The 14,904-nt window shown below is 61.4% G+C and carries 14 protein-coding genes; all 14 read right to left on the reverse strand.

Annotation, left to right across the window (positions count from 1 at the left end):
• Position 1: 1 nt before the first annotated feature.
• The 14 genes from OLZ32_RS24255 to OLZ32_RS24320 all read right to left on the reverse strand — a co-directional run bounded on the left by OLZ32_RS24255 (position 2) and on the right by OLZ32_RS24320 (position 14,886).
• The gene (locus OLZ32_RS24255; RefSeq protein ID WP_032988137.1) at positions 2–1,147 is read right to left on the reverse strand and encodes a quaternary amine ABC transporter ATP-binding protein; all 1,146 of its coding nucleotides are present in this window, start codon (positions 1,145–1,147) and stop codon (positions 2–4) included.
• 46 nt (positions 1,148–1,193) lie between these two features.
• A complete protein-coding gene (locus OLZ32_RS24260; protein ID WP_264399981.1) occupies positions 1,194–2,045 on the reverse strand; it encodes a glycine betaine ABC transporter substrate-binding protein in 852 nt (283 codons plus the stop codon).
• 77 nt (positions 2,046–2,122) lie between these two features.
• On the reverse strand, positions 2,123–3,469 hold the full coding sequence (locus OLZ32_RS24265; protein ID WP_264399982.1) for an NAD(P)/FAD-dependent oxidoreductase: 1,347 nt from the start codon (positions 3,467–3,469) through the stop codon (positions 2,123–2,125).
• On the reverse strand, positions 3,466–4,983 hold the full coding sequence (locus OLZ32_RS24270) for an aldehyde dehydrogenase (RefSeq protein WP_264399983.1): 1,518 nt from the start codon (positions 4,981–4,983) through the stop codon (positions 3,466–3,468). Before OLZ32_RS24270 ends, OLZ32_RS24265 begins: the two co-directional genes overlap by 4 nt.
• Positions 4,976–5,887: a dihydrodipicolinate synthase family protein gene (locus tag OLZ32_RS24275; RefSeq protein WP_264399984.1), complete on the reverse strand. Its 912-nt coding sequence runs from the start codon at positions 5,885–5,887 to the stop codon at positions 4,976–4,978. The genes OLZ32_RS24270 and OLZ32_RS24275 overlap by 8 nt, the downstream gene beginning before the upstream one ends.
• A complete protein-coding gene (locus tag OLZ32_RS24280; RefSeq protein ID WP_264399985.1) occupies positions 5,884–6,609 on the reverse strand; it encodes a GntR family transcriptional regulator in 726 nt (241 codons plus the stop codon). The genes OLZ32_RS24275 and OLZ32_RS24280 overlap by 4 nt, the downstream gene beginning before the upstream one ends.
• Before the next feature lie 405 nt (positions 6,610–7,014).
• Positions 7,015–7,587: an S-(hydroxymethyl)glutathione synthase gene (gfa, locus tag OLZ32_RS24285; RefSeq protein WP_264399986.1), complete on the reverse strand. Its 573-nt coding sequence runs from the start codon at positions 7,585–7,587 to the stop codon at positions 7,015–7,017.
• A gap of 54 nt (positions 7,588–7,641) precedes the next feature.
• On the reverse strand, positions 7,642–8,478 hold the full coding sequence (fghA, locus tag OLZ32_RS24290; RefSeq protein WP_264399987.1) for an S-formylglutathione hydrolase: 837 nt from the start codon (positions 8,476–8,478) through the stop codon (positions 7,642–7,644).
• Between the two features lie 3 nt (positions 8,479–8,481).
• Positions 8,482–9,609: an S-(hydroxymethyl)glutathione dehydrogenase/class III alcohol dehydrogenase gene (locus OLZ32_RS24295; RefSeq protein WP_027664589.1), complete on the reverse strand. Its 1,128-nt coding sequence runs from the start codon at positions 9,607–9,609 to the stop codon at positions 8,482–8,484.
• A gap of 151 nt (positions 9,610–9,760) precedes the next feature.
• Positions 9,761–10,456, reverse strand: coding sequence for a dimethylsulfoniopropionate lyase (locus tag OLZ32_RS24300; protein WP_264399988.1), 696 nt, complete (start codon positions 10,454–10,456; stop codon positions 9,761–9,763).
• A 15-nt stretch (positions 10,457–10,471) separates the two neighbouring features.
• A complete protein-coding gene (locus OLZ32_RS24305; RefSeq protein ID WP_264423230.1) occupies positions 10,472–11,401 on the reverse strand; it encodes an electron transfer flavoprotein subunit alpha/FixB family protein in 930 nt (309 codons plus the stop codon).
• A gap of 25 nt (positions 11,402–11,426) precedes the next feature.
• Positions 11,427–12,176, reverse strand: a complete 750-nt coding sequence (locus tag OLZ32_RS24310; protein ID WP_264423232.1) for an electron transfer flavoprotein subunit beta/FixA family protein — start codon at positions 12,174–12,176, stop codon at positions 11,427–11,429.
• 19 nt (positions 12,177–12,195) lie between these two features.
• Positions 12,196–12,801, reverse strand: a complete 606-nt coding sequence (locus OLZ32_RS24315) for a dimethylsulfoniopropionate lyase (protein ID WP_264399618.1) — start codon at positions 12,799–12,801, stop codon at positions 12,196–12,198.
• A 48-nt stretch (positions 12,802–12,849) separates the two neighbouring features.
• Positions 12,850–14,886 carry an NADH:flavin oxidoreductase gene (locus OLZ32_RS24320; protein WP_264399617.1) on the reverse strand — a complete coding sequence of 679 codons (2,037 nt, stop codon included), beginning with the start codon at positions 14,884–14,886 and terminating at the stop codon, positions 12,850–12,852.
• Between the last annotated feature and the right edge of the window lie 18 nt (positions 14,887–14,904).

Genomic DNA, 14,904 nt, shown 5'->3' on the forward strand with positions numbered 1-14,904 from the left:
ATCAGCTCCAGTTGTGGGACGCCGCCGTGAGATCGTGGGTGGAGGTTCCTTTGACGCCCATCAGCAGGCTGCGCGGCGTCACCACGCCGACGATCTGATCATTGTCGACGACGGCGATGGCATCGCGCTCCGACTGCATCGTCAATGTGATGAGTTCGTCGATGTCGGCGTCCGGCGTCGTGCGCGCCAGCGACGCGATGTCGGAATTCGGCGCGCTTTGCTGGAATTCGGCGACGCTGCGCATGACGGAATGCGCCTTGATCAGATGAAGGCGGGATATGCCGGCGACGAATTCGGCGACATAGGCATCCGCGGGGTTGAGGATGATCTCCTCGGCCGTGCCGGTCTGGATAATGACGCCGTCCTTCATGATCGCAATGCGATCGCCGATCCGGATCGCCTCGTCGAGATCATGGGTGATGAAGACCGCGGACTTGCCCAAGGCCTTCGTCAGTTGCCGGAATTCGTCCTGAAGCTGGCGCCGGATGAGTGGATCGAGAGCGCTGAACGGCTCGTCCATCAGAATGATCTCGGGGTCGGAAGCGAGCGCGCGGGCCAGCCCGACGCGTTGCTGCATGCCGCCGGAAAGCTCGTTCGGATATCGGCTCACCCAGTCGGCGAGGCCGACCTTCTCGAGCGCTGCAATGGCGGTCTTGTTTCGCTCCGGCTTGGCAATTCCCTGAACCTCCAGGCCGAAGGCCGCATTTTCCAGGACTGTCCGATGCGGCAACAGAGCGACGCTTTGAAACACCATGCCGATGTTCCTGGCGCGCATCTGCCGGAGATCGACCGGCGACAGGGCGGCGAGGTCGCGTCCCTTGACGAGGACCTTGCCGGAGCTCGGCGTAATCAGCTTGTTGAGAAGGCGGATCAGCGTCGATTTTCCGCTTCCCGACAAGCCCATGATGCAGAAGATTTCGCCGCGCCGGACCTCAATGCTCGCGTCGGACACGCCGACGACGCAGTTGAACTCCTTCAGGACCTCTTTTTTGCCGAGGCCGCGCTCTTTGATCGACTTCATTGCCGCAACGGACTTGTCACCGAAGACTTTCCAAAGGGATTGGCAGTCGATGAGGACGTCATCGATATCGGCATTTATGGTTTTCATAGCGATCCCCATTGAGCCATTCAGCGCTGGCTTCTTCATTAGGTTTCAGGGTGGCCGCCCGACGGATCGGACGGCCACGACGCGTTTAGTTCTTCTTGATGTTTTCCCAGCGCTTGATCAGGTCGGCATGGGCGCCGATCCAATCCTGCACGGCCTGGTCCATGGTCTTGCCTTCATTGACCGCGCCGTTGATGGCGGTGATGTCGGCGATCGGCACGTAGACGCTGGCCATCACTTCGCGCGCATGCGGGTTCTCTGCAGAGAAGCCCTTGTGGCCGATCCAGTAGTAGCTCTGCGGCGGCGGGAATACGCCCTTCGGATCCTTGAGGTACTTGACCTCGTACTTCTGGACCATCCAGGACGGCTCCCAGATCGTTACCGCAATCCACTCCTTGCGATCATAGGCGGACTTCAGCGCCGCCGTCATCGCGGCGGTGCTGCCCTCGACGAGCTGGAGCTTGAGGCCGTAATCCTTGACCGCGTTCGAGGTATCGCGCATCAGGCCGGAACCCGGTTCGATACCGATGATCTTGCCGCTGAACTTGTCGGCGTTTTCGTTGAGCTGTTCCAGCGAGTCGATCGGGACATATTTAGGAACGGCAACGCCCTGGTAGAGGCCGTGCGAAACGGGCGAAATCTTTTCGAGGCGGTTCTTGTTCTTGTCCCAGTAGTCCTGCGCAACATAGTCCGTCTGCGAGGTGAGAACCTGGATGTCACCCTTGGAGAGAGCGGCATAGGCGATGCCCCATTCGGAGAACTCGGTCACCTTGACCGTATAGCCGGCGTCTTCGAGAACCTTCTTGGTGATACCGGTGATGGGCGTCAGGTCCTCCCACGACATCGTACCCATGGTGATCGTCTTTTCTTCCGCGCGAGCAGGAAGGATGCTGACCCCGATCATCGCAGCAGCGCAGAGCGCCTTCCACAAAGTCTTCATTGTTCTTACTCCTGTTTTTCGTTCCCATTGTCATTGAAGTCTGCGAGCGGGCAGTCTTCATATTGCGCGGCGAGAGATCATCCCTCGCGGCCTGCACGCAATTCCTGAAAGCGGATAACCGAATTAACCCCCAGCCACGCAAAGGGCTCGGGAGGTATTTTGCTCGGTTCCGGTTGGTTCCTGTATCGGTCGAGTTCGGGGCTACCCACGCCGGCAGCCAGATCGGCCGCCATCATCCCTGCGAGCGTGCTCTTGACCGTGCCGAGACCATTCTCGCAGCAGGCGGAAAAAAGCCCCTCTTCGACCTCGCCGAATGCCGGCACATGGTTTCTGCTGAGGCAGAGAGCACCCGCCCAGCTATATTCCATCGGCAGGCTTTCCAGTCCGGGAAACCGCGCGTCGAACGACCGACGCTGCTCGGCCGCCACGCCGGCGACCCGCTTCTCCGACACCTGGAGGCTCGGGTCGTAGGTAAACCTCGTCCTGATGACGATTCGCGAACGACCATCGGTGGTGATCTTTCGGACCGTCGCTCCCATCGGGTCGGCCGGCAGCAGCGCCCAACGATCTGCGCCCGTCACATCGCCGCCGAACTCATTCTGGGAAAAGGCTGATGTCATCGACGCGTAGGTGAAGATGTGCATCAGCCGTCCGCGAAAATGGCCGAAGCTTTGAATATGGCCGTTCACGCCCAGAATGACCTTCGGCGCGGAAACAGATCCTCGACCGGATTTCGCCTTCCAGGACCTGCCCTCGCGCGAAAGCTCCAGCACCGGCGAATGCTCGTGGATGGCGACCTTTGAACTAAGTCCCCGCGCCAGGCCGCGGATATAGTCGGCGGGCTGGATCATCACGGCGCCCGGCGTATAGAGCCCTCCGCGATAATAGCGCGAGCCGGTCATCTCCCGCATCTGATCTGCATCGAGAACGCGATGCTCCTCACCGATCTTTTCGAGCGACTTCCTGTAGTTGTCGTTAAGCCCGAGCCCCCGCTCGGAGGCAGCCGCATTCACCTTGCCCGAGGGGTCGAAGGTTTCCCTGGACAAGCCGTATTCCGCCGCGACATCGGCTGCGAAGGAAATCGCCAGACGGTTCTGCCTGATCTCGTCCCTGGTCGCCTCTTCGTCGGCCACAGAATATTCGCCTGAGGACAGATTGTGCGGCACGTCGATCATGAAGCCGGAATTCCTCCCGGCCGGTCCCTTGGCGACTTCGCGAGCATCGAGGACGACGATCTTGTCCTGAGGGCGCAATTGCGAAAGGCGGCGCGCCGCCGACAGGCCGGCAAACCCCCCGCCGACGATTAGCCAGTCCGCGGTAATGTCGTGCTCAAGCGCTGTTGCGGGAAAGGCGCGTTCGCTAATCGCCTCCCATCCCGAAACGCCGGTGTCGATCGGCAAGCGCTTGATCACATGGCGGGTCATCGGATGGTCTCATCGACCGAGCGTTCCGAGACATCGATCCAGATGGTCTTCAGTTCGCAGTAGTTATCGTGGGCGAAGACCGACTTGTCGCGGCCGCCGAAGCCGGACTCCTTGTAGCCGCCAAACGGCGTGCTGGCGTCGCCTTCGCCGAAGCAGTTGACGGTGACGACGCCGGCGCGGATCTCGCGCGAGAGCTTGATGGCGTTCCTCAGGCTGCCGGTATAGACGGACGCCGTCAGACCGTAATTCGTGTCATTGGCAAGAGCGATTGCTTCGGCAAGCGAATTGAAGGTGGTCACCGAAAGCACCGGCCCGAAGATCTCTTCCTGGAAAAGACGGCTGGCAGGCGTCACACCCTCGACCACCGTCGGTTCGATGAAGATGCCGCCATGCGTTTCACCACCGTGGGTGACCGTCAGCTTCTCCTTCCTGGCGTCGTCGAGGAAGGATTTCACCTTCTCGAAATGGGCCTTGCTGACAAGCGCGCCGATGCGGTTGGCGGGGTCGAGCGGATCGCCCGTCTTCCATTCGCGCATATAGGCGCCGATGCGCTTCAGCAGCTCGTCCTTGACCTTGGAATGAACAATGAGACGCGACGTGGCCGAGCAGTTCTCGCCCATGTTCCAGAAGGCGCCGTTGACGACCTGCTCGGCAACGAGGTCCAGGTCTTCGGCATCGTCGAGAACGACGGCGGGGTTCTTGCCGCCGCATTCGAGCACGACGCGCTTGAGGTTCGAGTCCGCTGCATAGCGCAGGAAGCGGCGCCCGGTGGGCGTCGATCCGGTGAAGGCCACCATATCGACATCCATGTGGATGCCGATCGGCTCGCCGACCTCCTTGCCGCCGCCGGTCACGACATTGAACACGCCGGCTGGAATGCCCGCTTCATGGGCAAGCTCGGCGACGCGCAGCGTGGTGAGCGTCGTCTCCTGTGCAGGCTTGACGATCACCGAGCAGCCGGCAGCAAGCGCCGGGCCGATCTTCCAGGCCAGCATCAAAAGCGGAAAATTCCACGGAAGCACGCATCCGACGACGCCGACTGGCTCACGCACGATCATTGTCAGTGCGTTGGCGCCGACAGGCGCGGTATTGTCATAGAGCTTGTCGATCAGTTCGGCGTGCCAACGGATCGTGTGAATGGTATCGGGAACATCGACCGTCTGGCATTCGCCGACCGGCTTGCCGCTGTCGAGGCTCTCCATGACGGCGAGTTCGTGACGATTGTCCTCCAGCAGCCTGGCGAGCTTGAGGAGCACTGCCTTGCGTTCACTTGGCGAACGCAGCCGCCAGCGGCCGTCGTCGAAGGCTTGCTTTGCCTTGGCGACGGCGGCGTCGACATCGGTGGCGTCGCATGCGGCGATCTCGGCGAGAACCTCGCCCGTCGCGGGATTCGTCGAGGTGAATGTCTGCCCGGAATTTGCCGGACGAAATGCGCCGTCGACGAAAGCATTCGTTGGAAACTGAAGGCCGGCGGCGATCGCCTTGTATTCGGAGGCGGTCAAGGGTTCATGCATGATTTACTCCCGAGGTGATCTGGGCGACCGTGCGCTTCAACGTGGCGACGACGGTCTGAAGGGTTCGCTTTTCTTCGGAGTTGAGCGGACGCAGCGGCGCGCGGACCGATCCGACATTCAGCCCGATCAATTCGCATCCGTGCTTGATCGATTGAACGAACTTCCCGCATTCCAGGAAATCCATGAGCGGCAGCATCGCCATCATGATCGCGCGGCCCTTGTCGAAATTCTTTTCGAGGACGCAGGCCTCATAGAGGGCGACATGTTCGCGCGGGAGGAAATTGGAGCCGGCGCAGACCCAGCTCTTCGCGCCCCAGGCGAAGAATTCGAGCGCCTGGTCGTCCCAGCCGCAGGACAGCGTAATATGCGGAAATTTCCGGGCAAGCAGGTGCAGATTGCCCATGTCGCCGGAGCTTTCCTTGATGGCGATCACGTTCCTGGACTTGCCGAGGCGGGAGAAATACTCCTCGCCCATCATCACGCCCATGCGGGCCGGATAATTGTAGAGCATGATCGGCAGGTTCGCCGCGCGGTCGACGGTCAGGGCGTGGACCGCGTTCTCGCGCTCGGTCGGCAGCGCGTATGGCGGTGACGACACCAGGATTGCATCCGCGCCGATTTCCTTCGCCGCCTTTGCGTATTCGACCGAATCTTCGGTCCGCGTGGCGCCGGTTCCGATAATGAGCGGCAGCCGCGTGCCGATGACTTCCCTCGCATAGGCCGCGAGCTCGAAACGCTCCTGGCTGCTCTGGGCGTAGTACTCGCCCGTCGAGCCTCCGACGATGATGCCGTGGACGCCCGCCTCGATCAGCGATTCGAGCACGGCGGCAAATCCAGCCCTGTCGATCTGACCATTCCGGTCGAGCGGCGTCACCGCCGGCGTATAGATCCCCTCAAACTTCACGACGATTTCTCCAATAATTGCGTGGCGGGGCCGCCGAGGAAGGCGTCCGCCTTGAGGCCTTGCGGGGCGATGAACATTTCCATGTTCTCGCGGGACAATTCCCAGTGTTCGAAGACGAGGTCGACGACTGCATTTTCGTCGTGAGCGCCGAGCGCATCGATGAAGCTGTCATGATGGCCAACGGCCACTTGAAGCCGCCGCTTCATGTCCTCGTTCCTCGGCCGGAAGAAGGTGTGGCCGATGCGCGCGTGGTCGATGAGCAGCCGGCCCAGGCTCGGCTGCAGATAGACGTTGCCTGACATCTCGCCGAAGATTTCGTGAAAGCGATTGTTCTCGAGGACCATCGCCAGAGCGTCCATGTTCTCGCTCGCGGCGCGGAACCGCTCCTGAGTCTGCTTCAGGTCTGAAAGCTGAGTAGGCTTGAAGTTCTGCACGGCGAGACGGCCGATCGCCGCGTAGATCATCGGCGCAACAAGAAAGAAATTTCGCAGGGTGGAGTGGTTCATCGGGATGACCCGCGCGCCCCTGTTCTCGCGGATGTCGATATAGCCCTCACCGGCAAGGCGACGGAATATGTCGCGGACCGGCGTCCGGGAGAGGCCGTATTTTTCGCTCAAACTGGCCTCGTCCAGATCGGCATCCGGATCCAGCTCCATCGTCAGAATCTGCCGTTTCAGATCTTCGTAGAGATTGCTCTTCGGTGTCTTCGGTGTCTTCGCCATCGTCGCTCTCCGGCCGCTGGTTGCTCTACGCCGTGAAGATGGCACGCCTCCCGCGGCGAGTCAATAATTGTGTACTTTGCGTACACAATTAGTATTTCTTAAATACACAATGATTCCGAGCAAAGCGCCCCGGGTGCGCGTCAGGCGTCATTTCAAAGCACTGTCCAGGATCGACGTTCCGCGGCGGCGGCCATCGCGGAGTTTCCCAAGCGGATTATGGTGGCAGGTCTGTGAGGATTTCTGTGCAGTCGAGGTTGATGCGGTTTTTATGCGCATCAACCTCGATCATCAGGCGTCGGAAGCCTGGCCGCCGGCAAGCCGGCGCGCTACATCACGGCGTATCTCGATATCCGGATAGCGGCGGTTTTGCTGGGGAGCGCCGCGTCGGCGCTCCCCAGGGTCAAGTCACGCGGCCAGGACGCCGCTCTTCTTGGCCATCCAGGTTGCGATGTAGTCCATCAGGCCAGGGTTTAGGCAATCGTAAGGCTCGAGGCCGGACGTCCTCAACTGCGCCCTGACGGCGTCCATCTTCGCGGGGTCGAAGCCGCTTTCGATGATCGACGACACGAAGGCCGCAAAACCCGGCTTCGCCCAGCCGCTTTCCTGAAAGCGTTCCGGATGGACGAACGACAATCCCTGGAACGGATGTTCGCGCACGACCGGCCCATACATATGCACGCCGCATTCCTTGCAGGCGTGGCGCTGGATCAAGGCTGTGGAATCGACGACGGCGAGCTTGTCGCCATTCTCCTGAACTTCGACGCTTTCGGTCGGCGCAACGGCCACGACTGAAAAGACAAAGCCCTCGGGCTTCCAGCACTTCGTGCAGCCGCAGGCGTGATTGTGGGCGATGTCGCTGTTGATCCTGACCTTCACGGGGTTGCTGGCGCACTTGCAGACGAGCGTCCCGCCTGCGAAAGCAGCGTCAGTCGCCCGAAAGCCTGAATCCACTGCCGGATGTATGGCTATGCTGGTCATGGGTTTCTCCTCCCCTTCTGGGCCGTTTGCGATATGCCCGGCCAAGCTCTGCAATCAGTCTCCCAACCTCCGCGCGTGCCAACGCAGATGGTCTTCCATGAATGTCGAAATGAAGAAGTAGGAGTGGCCGTAGCCTTCCTGCATGCGAAGCCGCAGGCTGATGCCGGCCGTCTCGCAGGCTTGCCTGAGTTCCTCGGGGCGCAATCCATCCTCCAGGAAGCTATCCCCCGTCCCCTGGTCGACGAGGAATTCGGGGAACCGGTGCCCGTCTTCGATAAGGGAGCAGGCATCATATGCCCGCCAGGCCGTCTCATCCGATCCGAGGTATTTCCGGAATGCCGGCTTTGACCAGCCGGAGACCGACGGATGGCTGATCGGCGCGAAGGCCGAGCAGCTGCCGAAGCGTCCGGGATTCCTGAGCGCGATCGTGATCGCGCCATGTCCGCCCATCGAGTGACCGAAGATCCCCTGTCGCGTCATGTCGACCGGAAACTCGGCCGCGATAAGCTTCGGCAATTCATCGACGACGTAGCTGTACATCCGATAGTTCTGTGCGAATGGCGGCTCGGTGGCATCGACGTAGAAGCCGGCCCCCTTGCCGAACTGCCAATTACCAGCTTCGTCCGGGACGGCATCGCCCCGCGGACTGGTGTCGGGGCAGACGATGATCATGCCGAGTTCTGCGGCCAGACGCCGATACTCGCCCTTTTCCATGACGTTCGCATGGGTGCAGGTCAGACCGGAAAGGTACCATAGAACCGGCAGCTTCCGTGCTTTGGCCTGCGGCGGCAGGAAGACCGCAAAGGTCATGTCGCAGTCGCAGGCGTCCGAGCGATCGAGGTAAACGCCCTGGGTGCCGCCATGAGAATTTTCGGTCGAGATCGTCTTCATGGCTCAGTACACGACCACGCCGCGGATGCTTTCGCCCTTGTGCATCAGCTCGAAGCCCTTGTTGATGTCTTCGAGCGGCATGGTGTGGGTGATCATCGGATCGATCTGGATCTTGCCTTGCATGTACCAGTCGACGATCTTCGGCACGTCGGTGCGGCCGCGGGCGCCGCCGAAGGCGGTGCCCATCCAGTTGCGGCCGGTGACCAGCTGGAACGGCCGGGTGGAGATTTCCTGGCCGGCGCCGGCAACGCCGATGATAATGGACTTGCCCCAGCCGCGGTGGGAAGCTTCCAGCGCCTGGCGCATCACCTTGGTGTTGCCGGTGCAGTCGAAGGTGTAGTCGGCGCCGCCGATCAGGTCGCCGTGGCGCTTGGTCAGGTTGACGAGGTATGGCACGATGTCGTCGCCGACCTCCTTCGGATTGACGAAGTGCGTCATGCCGAACTTCTCGCCCCAGGCCTTGCGGTCAGGGTTGATATCGACGCCGATGATCATGTCGGCGCCGGCAAGACGCAGGCCCTGCAGAACGTTGAGGCCGATACCGCCGAGCCCGAAAACGATGGCCGTCGCGCCGATCTCCACCTTGGCGGTGTTGATGACAGCGCCGATGCCGGTCGTGACACCGCAGCCGATGTAGCAGATCTTGTCGAACGGCGCGTCGGGATTGACCTTGGCAAGGGCGATCTCCGGCAGCACGGTGAAGTTCGAAAAGGTCGAGCAGCCCATATAGTGATGGATCTTGTCCTTGCCGATCGAGAAGCGCGAGGTGCCGTCCGGCATCACGCCCTGGCCCTGGGTCGCGCGGATCGAGGTGCAGAGATTGGTCTTGCGCGAGGTGCAGGAATAGCATTCGCGGCATTCCGGGGTGTAGAGCGGAATGACGTGGTCGCCCTTCTTCACCGAAGTGACACCGGGGCCGACATCGACGACGATGCCGGCGCCCTCATGGCCGAGGATCGCCGGGAAGAGTCCCTCAGGGTCGGCGCCCGACAAAGTGAAATCATCGGTGTGGCAGATGCCCGTCGCCTTGACCTCGACCAGCACTTCGCCGGCCCGCGGCCCTTCCAGCTGCACTGTCATCACTTCGAGCGGTTTTCCTGCCTGAACGGCAACGGCGGCGCGAACGTCCATTTTGATATCCTTCCTCTTAAATTGAATTCTGATGCTACATCTTCGAAGGGGCCGGCTTGTCACCGATCTGCTGCTGCGTCACAGCCGAGATTTCATGCTCTCGCCTTCGCGCTTTTCATTCATCTCAGGCTCATTGTCGCCAAGGACCCCATCACCTCTCCCGCTCAACCTGGCACCAGACCGCTAGCAGCGGCCGGGCTGTGCATCTTATCGCGAAGGATTCGCCGGCGTCATTCGCAAAGACCGTGCCGATATCGGCGGAGAACCACTGGGAATCGCCAAGACGGATTTCACCCGGCGAAAGCAGAATGAAGGCGCGGGGCTGCGTCTGAACATGGTCGGGAAATCTTGTATAGCGATCCATATAGATCACGCCGACCCTGAGATCGGCGCGTTCCTCCATGCCGCCGGGACCGACCACGACGGCATGGGAGTGCGTATTGCCAAAATTCAGGCTTGCGAACGGACCGGAGCGGCCGCGTCTCCAGATCAGCTTGTCGGCGAGACTCTGGAACTGGCCGGCGATCGCCTCGTATTTCCGTCCCGATTTTGCAAGATGGCCGATGGCGTCATCCAGCCCTTCCGGCGCGCCGGGAAGAGGCCCGCCCTCCGGACGCACCTTGCCGGTCTTGAGCAGCCTCTGGAGGACCTTGCCAGCGACGAAACTGGCGACGGCAGGAGCCTCCGCCGACAACATCAGCCCGCCGACATCGTTGAGGAATTCCTGCAGCGGCCGAGAGCGCCTCTCCCTTCCGATGTCGTGCAGCCGTATGTATGCCGGCTTTTCGTCATCGTTCAGGAGAAGGTCGGCACCAGGTTTGATTGGACGTCCCACGACGCGCGCCACGTTCGGTCTCCCCCGCTAGAGCGCCTTTTGCAATTCCGGCAGAACATCGAAGAGATCGGCGACCAGTCCGTAGTCGGCGACCTGGAAGATCGGCGCCTCCTCGTCCTTGTTGATGGCGACGATAACCTTCGAATCCTTCATGCCGGCCAGATGCTGGATGGCGCCTGAAATGCCGCAGGCAATGTAAAGCTGCGGCGCCACCACCTTGCCGGTCTGGCCGACCTGCCAGTCGTTCGGCGCATAGCCGGCATCGACCGCGGCACGGGATGCACCGACGGCAGCACCCAGCTTGTCGGCAAGCGGTAGGATGACTTCCTTGAATTTTTCCGCAGAGCCGAGTGCCCTGCCGCCGGAGATGATGATCTTCGCAGACGTCAGCTCCGGACGGTCGGAGGCCGACAGCGCATCGCCGACGAAGGTCGAAAGCCCCGGATCGGAAACCGCCGGAATTGCCTCGATCGCTGCCGAACCGCCCTCCGGAGCGGAGGCAAAGGAAGCGGTGCGCACGGTAATGACCTTCTTGGCATCGGTTGCCTGCACCGTCTGAATGGCATTGCCGGCATAGATCGGCCGCTTGAAGGTATCGGCAGAGATCACCTCGATGATCTCCGAGACCTGGGCAACGTCGAGCAGAGCGGCGACGCGCGGCAGCACGTTCTTGCCGACCGAGGTGGCGGCAGACAGGATAGTGTCGTAGTTGGCGGAGAGCGAGACGATCAGGTCGGCCAGCGGCTCGGCCAGATTGTTGGCGAGTTCATCGCTTTCGGCCAGCAGCACCTTGGAGACGCCGGCAAGCTTGGCGGCGGCATCGGCAGCAGGCTTGGCAGCCTTGCCGGCAACGAGCACATGCACGTCGCCGCCGATCTTTGCGGCTGCCGTCAGCGCCTTGGCGGTCTGGTCGGACAGGCTGGCATTGTCGTGGTCAGCCAGAAGAAGAATGGTCATGATGATGGCTCCTGTTCCAAGCTGATTACAGCACGCCGGCTTCGTTTTTGAGCTTGTCGATCAGTTCGGCGACCGACTTGACCTTGACGCCGGCCTTGCGTCCCGACGGCTCCTCGGTCTTCAACACCTTGAGGCGCGGCGTGGTGTCGACACCGAAGTCGCTTGGCGTTTTCTTGTCGAGCGGCTTCTTCTTCGCCTTCATGATATTAGGCAGCGAGGCATAGCGCGGTTCGTTCAAGCGCAGGTCGGTGGTCACAACAGCCGGCAGCTTGATCTCGATCGTCTGCAGGCCGCCATCGACTTCACGGGTGACCTGAGCCTTGCCATCCCCGATCTCGATCTTCGAGGCGAAGGTCGCCTGGGCAATTCCCAGCAGTGCTGCCAGCATCTGGCCGGTCTGATTGCTGTCGTCGTCGATCGCCTGCTTGCCGACGATGATCAGCCCCGGCTGTTCGGCATCGGCGACAGCCTTCAAGATCTTGGCGACGGTGAGCGGCTCGATCTGATCGTCGGTCTCGACCAGGATCGCCCGATCGGCGCCCATGGCAAGTGCAGTACGCAGCGTCTCCTCGGCCTTGGCAGGACCGATCGAGACGACCACCACTTCCTCGCACTTGCCGGCTTCCTTCAGCCGCAGCGCCTCTTCCACCGAGATCTCGTCGAACGGGTTCATCGACATCTTCACATTGGCAAGCTCGACACCCGTGCCGTCCGGCTTCACCCGGATCTTCACGTTGTAGTCGACAACCCGTTTGACTGGGACGAGTATCTTCATGGGCAACCCCCCTTTATTTCTAAACTGCTGGCCGTTCGGCAAGTAATGCCCAGAAGGCGAAGAGCGGCGTATCGAGCGACCTCATGGCATGCTTGATGTCGGGGACATTGTAGAAGGATCCGCCGATACCAGGCGAAAACCAGTCCCCTTCCCCCTGCTGGAACTCTCCCTCGGACAGTACGAGGTAGACCTCCTCTGGCGCATGAACGTGGTCGGGATAGCGCACCTGAGGCGCCATCAACGTCACGCCGATCCACAGGTCGCTCCGCTCCTCCAATCCTCCCGGGCCGATGATCATCGCATTGGCATGCCCATCGACAAAATTGTCGCTGGCCGTGTGGTCATACTTGGTGCGCCGACGCCATTCAAGCATTGGCTCGATGCCTTTGAACCCGTCGATCAATCTCGTCAGCGAAGGATAGGACGTATCGATCGAGAGCGCCACATCAAGCTGAGCGCAAACGGGCAATCGGCTTCCCTCTCCCGCACGCGCGGCTCCCGGGCGCTCCAGCGCTGCAAAAATCTGACGGATCGAGCGGCGGGCTTCCGGAGCCTCGGCGAACTGGTCGAAAGCCACGAAAGCCGCATCGAGGAAAATCTGCAGGCTTTCATTGCGTAAACTCATGTCATCACCTCCGGAGACGATCGGCCGGCGAGCGGCCCGCTCTTGCGATCAGATATCTTTCGCGATGCGCAGCCCGTCATAGACGGCGGCATGCGTGTTGCGTGCGGCGACCGCATCGCCGATCCGGAACAGCTGAAATTTGCCATCAGGATTGCGAATGACCGACTGGGGTTCTCCGGAAAGAAGCTGGTCGTGCGACATCTCGCCGAGATTGCTCGAGCTGGGCTTCAGCTCGAAATAGAGTTCATCGAGCGGAATGGTCCCATGATTGACGACGATCTGGTCGAAGCTCTGCTGCCTGGAAATCCCGCCGTAATCGCTGCCGACATGGGCGACGAGCTGGTTGCCGCTCTTCTCGACGGCTTCGAGGCGGTAGGTAACGGTGAAGGTCACGTCATGCTTCTGCAGAGACCGCATGTAAGGCACCAGGTTCATGGCCATGACCTCCGGCGCGAAGGACCGGTCCGGCGTCATGATCTCGACCTTGGCGCCTGCCTTGGCGAGAAACTCGGCTGCCTGAAGGCCGGCGTGATCGCCGGCATCGTCGAAGATCAGCACATTGGTTCCGGGCTTCACGTCGCCGGAGATGATGTCCCATGACGAAACCACCAGCTCGTTGCCGCTGGCAAGGACCTCGGTATGCGGCAGACCGCCGGTCGCGATGATGACGACATCGGGGTTCTCGGCCTCGATGGTATCGGCTTCCGCCCAGCTGTTGAAGTGGAAGGTGACGTCGTATTTCTCGCACTGGCTCATGCGCCAGTCGATGATGCTGATCATCTCCCTGCGGCGCTCGCTTTGGGCGGTGAGGCGGATCTGGCCGCCGGGATGGTTCGCCGCTTCGAAAACCACGACCTGGTGGCCGCGTTCTCCGGCGACGCGCGCCGCTTCCAGACCGGCCGGGCCGGCGCCGACGATGACGACCTTTTTCTTGGCCTCGGCCTTGGCCACGATATGCGGCATGGTCAGTTCGCGGCCGGTGGCGGCATTGTGGATACAGAAGGCGGCACCGCCCTGGTAGATGCGATCGAGACAGTAATTGGCGCCGACGCAGGGACGAATATCGTCTTCCCGCTTTTCGATGATCTTGCGAACGATATGGGGGTCCGTCATGTGGGCGCGGGTCATGCCGATCATGTCGACCTTGCCGGAAGCGATCGCGTGGCGCGCGGTGGCGACGTCAGGGATTTTCGCCGCATGGAAGGTCGGGAAATTGGTTGCGGCGCGAATTTCGCCGGCGAAATCGAGATGCGGTGAATTCGCCATGCCCTGGATCGGGATCACGTCGGTCAGTCCTGCGTCGGTGTCGATGTGGCCGCGAATGACGTTCAGGTAATCGATCAGACCGCTTGCCTTCAGGCGCTTGGAGATTTCGATGCCATCGCCCTTGCCGGTGCCGCCGGGAAGACATTCGTCGGCGGTGTAGCGCACGCCCAGAATGAAGTCGTTCCCCACCCTTTGCCGGATCGCTTTGAACACATCGAGACAGAAGCGCAAACGGTTATCGAGCGAGCCGCCATAGGGACCGTCGAGCTCGTTGGTGAGCGGCGACGTGAACTGGTCGATCAGGTGGCCGTAGGCTTCCAGCTCGACGCCATCCATGCCGCCCGCCTTCATGCGCTCGGCAGCGTCGGCGAAATCCTTGATGATGCGCTCGATGTCCCAATCTTCCATCTTCTTCGGGAAGGAGCGGTGGGAAGCCTCGCGATGATGCGACGGGGCCACGACCGGCAGCCAGTCGCCCTTGTCCCAGCGCGTGCGCCGGCCGAGATGGGTGAGCTGGATCATGATCGCCGCACCCTCTTCATGCACGGCGTCGGTCATTTCCCGGATCCAGGGCACGATTTCGTCCTTATAGGCGAGCAGGTTGTTGAAAACCGGCGGGCTGTCCCTGGAAACCGCGGCCGAGCCTGCCGTCATCGTCAAGGCCACGCCGCCCTTTGCCCGCTCCACCGTATAGGCGCGATACCTCTCCTTCGGCATGCCGTCTTCCGGATAGGCCGGTTCGTGGGAGGTCACGATGATACGGTTGCGTAGCGTCAAATGCTTGAGCTGATAGGGCTGAAGAAGGGGATCGTTCGACATGGGCCGTGGTTCCGGATT

This window comes from Rhizobium acaciae (assembly GCF_025941625.1).
Lineage (GTDB): Bacteria > Pseudomonadota > Alphaproteobacteria > Rhizobiales > Rhizobiaceae > Rhizobium > Rhizobium acaciae.

Bases quoted from the DNA above. Each gene is read 5' to 3' on its own strand.
- OLZ32_RS24255 (WP_032988137.1), bottom strand. From the start codon at position 1,147: ATGAAGAAGCCAGCGCTGAATGGCTCAATGGGGATCGCTATGAAAACC.
- OLZ32_RS24260 (WP_264399981.1), bottom strand. From the start codon at position 2,045: ATGAAGACTTTGTGGAAGGCGCTCTGCGCTGCTGCGATGATCGGGGTC.
- OLZ32_RS24265 (WP_264399982.1), bottom strand. From the start codon at position 3,469: ATGACCCGCCATGTGATCAAGCGCTTGCCGATCGACACCGGCGTTTCG.
- OLZ32_RS24270 (WP_264399983.1), bottom strand. From the start codon at position 4,983: ATGCATGAACCCTTGACCGCCTCCGAATACAAGGCGATCGCCGCCGGC.
- OLZ32_RS24280 (WP_264399985.1), bottom strand. From the start codon at position 6,609: ATGGCGAAGACACCGAAGACACCGAAGAGCAATCTCTACGAAGATCTG.
- gfa (WP_264399986.1), bottom strand. From the start codon at position 7,587: ATGACCAGCATAGCCATACATCCGGCAGTGGATTCAGGCTTTCGGGCG.
- fghA (WP_264399987.1), bottom strand. From the start codon at position 8,478: ATGAAGACGATCTCGACCGAAAATTCTCATGGCGGCACCCAGGGCGTT.
- OLZ32_RS24295 (WP_027664589.1), bottom strand. From the start codon at position 9,609: ATGGACGTTCGCGCCGCCGTTGCCGTTCAGGCAGGAAAACCGCTCGAA.
- OLZ32_RS24305 (WP_264423230.1), bottom strand. From the start codon at position 11,401: ATGACCATTCTTCTTCTGGCTGACCACGACAATGCCAGCCTGTCCGAC.
- OLZ32_RS24310 (WP_264423232.1), bottom strand. From the start codon at position 12,176: ATGAAGATACTCGTCCCAGTCAAACGGGTTGTCGACTACAACGTGAAG.
- OLZ32_RS24315 (WP_264399618.1), bottom strand. From the start codon at position 12,801: ATGAGTTTACGCAATGAAAGCCTGCAGATTTTCCTCGATGCGGCTTTC.
- OLZ32_RS24320 (WP_264399617.1), bottom strand. From the start codon at position 14,886: ATGTCGAACGATCCCCTTCTTCAGCCCTATCAGCTCAAGCATTTGACG.